This window comes from Pedobacter sp. 01T416_2 (assembly GCF_056398925.1).
In genome coordinates this window covers 1-4,882 of record NZ_JBFTQI010000448.1, presented here as the reverse complement: position 1 = coordinate 4,882, position 4,882 = coordinate 1, and the positions used below count along the sequence as shown (strand labels likewise).

General features: G+C 37.3%; 5 protein-coding genes. 4 read left to right on the top strand and 1 reads right to left on the bottom strand.

The window, feature by feature from the left end; genetic code table 11:
* On the bottom strand, positions 1-90 hold a 90-nt coding region (gene rpsT, locus AC1DPQ_RS17630), incomplete at its 3' end, for a 30S ribosomal protein S20 (RefSeq protein ID WP_477610391.1).
* A 242-nt stretch (positions 91-332) separates the two neighbouring features.
* Between rpsT and purN the strand changes: the two genes are divergently transcribed.
* The 4 genes from purN (at position 333) to mreC (ending at position 4,789) form a co-directional block, all read left to right on the top strand.
* Positions 333-911 (top strand): phosphoribosylglycinamide formyltransferase, encoded by a 579-nt coding sequence (purN, locus tag AC1DPQ_RS17625; RefSeq protein WP_477583924.1) that lies wholly within the window; start codon positions 333-335, stop codon positions 909-911.
* Positions 912-1,083: 172 nt separating this feature from the next.
* Positions 1,084-2,610: a bifunctional phosphoribosylaminoimidazolecarboxamide formyltransferase/IMP cyclohydrolase gene (gene purH, locus AC1DPQ_RS17620; protein ID WP_230145384.1), complete on the top strand. Its 1,527-nt coding sequence runs from the start codon at positions 1,084-1,086 to the stop codon at positions 2,608-2,610.
* A gap of 231 nt (positions 2,611-2,841) precedes the next feature.
* Complete coding sequence (locus tag AC1DPQ_RS17615; RefSeq protein WP_010601761.1) at positions 2,842-3,864, top strand: rod shape-determining protein; 1,023 nt, start codon at positions 2,842-2,844, stop codon at positions 3,862-3,864.
* A gap of 85 nt (positions 3,865-3,949) precedes the next feature.
* Complete coding sequence (mreC, locus tag AC1DPQ_RS17610) at positions 3,950-4,789, top strand: rod shape-determining protein MreC (RefSeq protein ID WP_477610390.1); 840 nt, start codon at positions 3,950-3,952, stop codon at positions 4,787-4,789.
* Positions 4,790-4,882 lie beyond the last annotated feature (93 nt).

Here is a 4,882-nt window from a genome sequence, read left to right as displayed (position 1 = left end):
GGTACGTGTAGTTTTTGCCTGATATCTGTTACGTAAACGTTTTGTTGCGTTTGCTCTAATTCTTTTTAATGAAGATTTATGATTTGCCATTTCTATTTAGCCTTTTATTTTTCTTATTCGTTTCCTATAATTCGGGTTGCAAATATAGGATTAATGTTTTTAAATTACAAAACACTTTCAACTTTTTTTTCATTAAAATTGAACCCCATTTCCGAACTGCAAAAATACGTTAAAATTATTCATTATAAATACTTTAACTTAATTCAATAAAATTTCCTTTCGATTAAGAAAACAGGCTTAAAAATACTATTTTTGGGCAAAACGATTTTTGAGTGAAAAAACGAATAGCCATCTTTGCATCAGGTTCTGGCTCCAATGCCCAAAAACTGATGGAGCATTTTAAACGGAGTAATGAAATAGAAATATCTTTGGTGTTAACCAACAATGCAGATGCCTATGTATTGCAGAGAGCTGATAATTTCGAAATCCCCACTCATATTTTCGACAAAAACGAGTTCTACAAAACCGATGAAGTGATAGATCTTCTCAAAAATCTTGAAATCGATTTTGTTGTGCTTGCGGGTTTTCTCTGGCTGATCCCTAAAAACCTGATCCATGCTTACCCCGGCAGAATTGTAAATATCCATCCGGCAATCCTTCCAAAGTTTGGCGGTAAAGGCATGTACGGAGACCATGTACACAATGCCGTTATGGCCGCCGGCGAAACTGAAGGCGGAATAACCATTCATTATGTTAATGAAAACTATGACGAAGGAGAATATATTTATCAGGCAAGGTACAGAATAGACAAAAACGACAATCTGGAAATGGTAAAGTTTAAAGGTCAGCAGCTCGAACACCAGCATTACCCACGTATTGTAGAAACCATTGTTAAAAAAATCAGCAAATAAATCACACAATAAAACGGGTTAATAAGGATATTTAATCAGGCTTTAGGAGAGCTTACCTGGCAAATGAATATACCTTATTATATATAGTGGAATAAAATTTAATATTGATAGGTAAATCTCATTAAAAAACAATCCTGTTTTACTACCTTTGCGGCTCAAAATTTTCAGTAGAATGAGTCAATCCATTAAAATCAAAAACGCTTTAATCTCAGTATATTATAAAGATGGTTTGGAGCCATTGGTAAAATTGTTGGCCGCGCAAGGGGTACAGTTATTTTCTACCGGTGGAACAGAGCAATTCATCAAAGATTTAAATCTTCCGGTTACGGCGGTTGAAGATTTAACAGGTTATCCATCTATTTTAGGCGGACGTGTTAAAACCCTACATCCGAAAGTATTTGGTGGAATTTTAAACCGTAGAGCGTTAGCGGGAGATCAGGAGCAGATTGCTGAATATGAGATCCCTGAAATTGATTTGGTTATTGTTGACTTATACCCTTTTGAAGAAACCGTAAAAGCAGGCGGAACACCAGAAGAAATTATCGAGAAAATAGATATTGGTGGTATTTCCTTAATCCGTGCAGCTGCGAAAAACTTCAACGATGTGGTGATTATCGCATCGAAAAACGACTACCCTACTTTACAAGCCCAATTAGAAGCCCAAAATGGTGAAACTACTTTAGCACAACGTAAATCGTTCGCTAAAACAGCTTTCCACACTTCTTCACACTACGATACTGCAATTTTTAATTATTTCAATACAGAAGAGCCTCTTGATGTTTTCAAACAAAGCGTAACAGAAGCTAAAACTTTGCGTTATGGCGAAAACCCTCATCAAGGTGGTGTATTCTATGGCGATTTAGACGCCATGTTTACCAAATTGAATGGTAAAGAACTTTCTTATAACAATCTGGTAGATGTAGATGCAGCTGTTGCATTGATCGACGAATTTGAAGATCCAACTTTTGCAATCTTAAAACATACAAACGCTTGTGGTATTGCTTCCCGCCCTACTGTTAAACAAGCCTGGATTGATGCATTGGCCTGCGATCCGGTTTCTGCTTTTGGTGGTGTATTGATTACCAATGTTGCGGTAGATTTAGAAACGGCTCAAGAAATCAACAATCTTTTCTTTGAAGTATTAATAGCACCTTCTTACCAAGCAGAAGCAATTGAGTTATTCAGCAAAAAGAAAAACCGCGTTATTTTACAACGTAACGAGGTTGAGTTGAGCAAAAAACAATTTAAAACCTTATTAAACGGTGTAATTGAGCAGGATAAAGATTTAATTATCGAAGGTCCTGAACAAATGACAACCGTAACCGATAAAGCACCAACTGCACAAGAGTTAAAAGATTTATTCTTTGCCAACAAAATTGTAAAACATACTAAATCGAACACCATTGTTTTGGTTAAGGATGATGTTTTAATTGCAAGCGGCGTTGGTCAAACTTCGCGTGTTGACGCCTTAAGACAAGCGATTGAAAAAGCAGCGGCTTTCGGATTCAGCGTTAAAGGTGCTGCTATGGCTTCTGATGCTTTCTTTCCTTTCCCTGATTGTGTTGAAATTGCTGCCGAAGCCGGAATTACAGCTGTGCTACAACCAGGTGGATCGATTAAAGATGCTGATTCTGTTGCTAAAGCAAACGAAAAAGGCATTGCAATGGTAACCACTGGGGTAAGACACTTTAAACACTAATCAAGCTTAAAGCCGAAAGACTAAAGCTTAAAGTGAAGATTCTTATAAAGCTTAATGGCTTAAAACTTTAGTCTTTTAGCTTTGTTCTTTTAGCTCTTTATTTTCTGAACATTTTAATTGCCTTAAAAACAATTTAATAACTGAAGAAAATAAAACTTAAAACAATAAAAAAGCTATTTTTACATTAGGAATAGTATAGATTTGATAAAATAAAGAAAACATACCTTATACATGGGATTATTTAACTGGTTTACGCAAGAAGTTGCCATCGATTTAGGCACTGCGAATACCCTGATTATACATAACGACAAAGTAGTTGTAGATGAGCCATCTATCGTTGCTTTCGATCGTACTACAAACAAAGTCATTGCTATAGGTCGTCAGGCAATGCAAATGGAGGGTAAAACCCACGATAATATTAAAACCGTTCGTCCATTAAAAGATGGTGTTATTGCCGATTTCAACGCTGCAGAAGCGATGATTAAAGGCATGATCCGCATGCTTAATGGCGGTAAAGGATGGATGTTCCCATCTTTACGTATGGTAATCTGTATTCCATCCGGTATTACTGAAGTAGAAAAACGTGCAGTACGCGATTCAGCTGAAATTGCCGGTGCAAAAGAGGTATACTTAATTCATGAGCCAATGGCAGCTGCCGTAGGTATCGGGATTGATGTAGAAGAGCCAATGGGTAACATGATTATCGATATAGGTGGCGGTACTACAGAAATTGCGGTTATCGCTTTATCAGGTATTGTGTGCGATCAATCAATCCGCGTTGCGGGAGATAACTTCGACTCTGATATTGTAAATTACATCCGTCGCCAACACAACATTATGATTGGTGACCGTACCGCTGAGAAAATTAAAATTGAAGTTGGTGCAGCTTTACCTGAATTACAGGATGCTCCTGCTGATTTCGCAGTTCAAGGTCGCGATTTAATGACTGGTGTACCAAAACAGATCACTGTTTCTTATACCGAAATTGCCCACTGTTTAGATAAATCGATCTCTAAAATTGAAGAAGCAATTTTAAAAGCTTTAGAGATTACGCCTCCAGAGCTTTCGGCAGATATTTACCAAACTGGTATTTATTTAACCGGTGGTGGTGCATTGTTAAGAGGTTTAGATAAACGTGTAGCTGCTAAAACCAAATTACCTGTTCACGTTGCAGAAGATCCGCTTCGTGCAGTAGTTCGTGGAACCGGCATCGCCCTTAAAAACATTGGCGGATATAAATTCTTAATGCAATAACCTTGATTTGAGATATGAGATGTGAGATTTGAGACTAATTATCCAAACTCATATCTCATATCTTACATCTCATATCTCATGAGCAATGCGTAACCTTTGGATTTTCATCAGCAGATACAACGCATTTTTCTTATTTATCATTTTTTTTATCGTAGGGATTTATCTAACGGTGAAAAACAACTCCTATCAGCGTAGCGTAACTTTAAACTCAAGCAATGAGGTAGTAGGTACCGCATACGAAAGATTAAATGTTTTTAAACGATATTTAAATCTGGGTATGGTTAACGATAGCCTTGCGGCCGAAAATGCCAAGCTTAAAAGCCAGTTACTAGGATTAACTACGGTAGATACGACAAAGGATGTTAAAGTGGTAGATACGGTTACCAATCAGCAATACACTTATTTGGCTGCCAAAGTGGTTAAAAATTCGATCACTTTACGCAACAATGTAATGACGATTAATAAAGGCACTGTTGACGGCATTAAAAGTGGTATGGCCGTTATTGCGCCTCAACGCGGAGTGGTCGGCTTTATCCGTGATGTTTCGGCCCATCTGGCCACCATACAATCGCTATTGCATAAAGACACTAAAATTAGTGTAACCCTGAAAAAGAACAATGCGCTTGGGTCATTAGTTTGGGGAGATGGAAATTTCGATATTAAAAAAGCGTTTGTTAAAGAGGTGCCCAACCATATTAAAATGTATGTGGGCGATACGGTTGTAACCTCGGGTTATGCAGCATTTCCAGCCGGAATTTTAGTCGGAAAAATCAGCAAGGCCAACGTAGCCACCAATGATAATTTCTTATCAGGAGAATTAAATTTATTTACAGATTTTAGCACATTGCAATATGTATATGTGGTTAAAGATAAAAAAGCCGAAGAGCAAAAGGCTTTGGAAAGCTTAGTTAAACCGAATGAATAGTAGAATCATAATTGTAAATGTGATCAGGTGGTTTTTACTCCTTTTTGTGCAGATCTTCCTGCTCAAAAACATGGGCTTTTATGATCTTTCCAC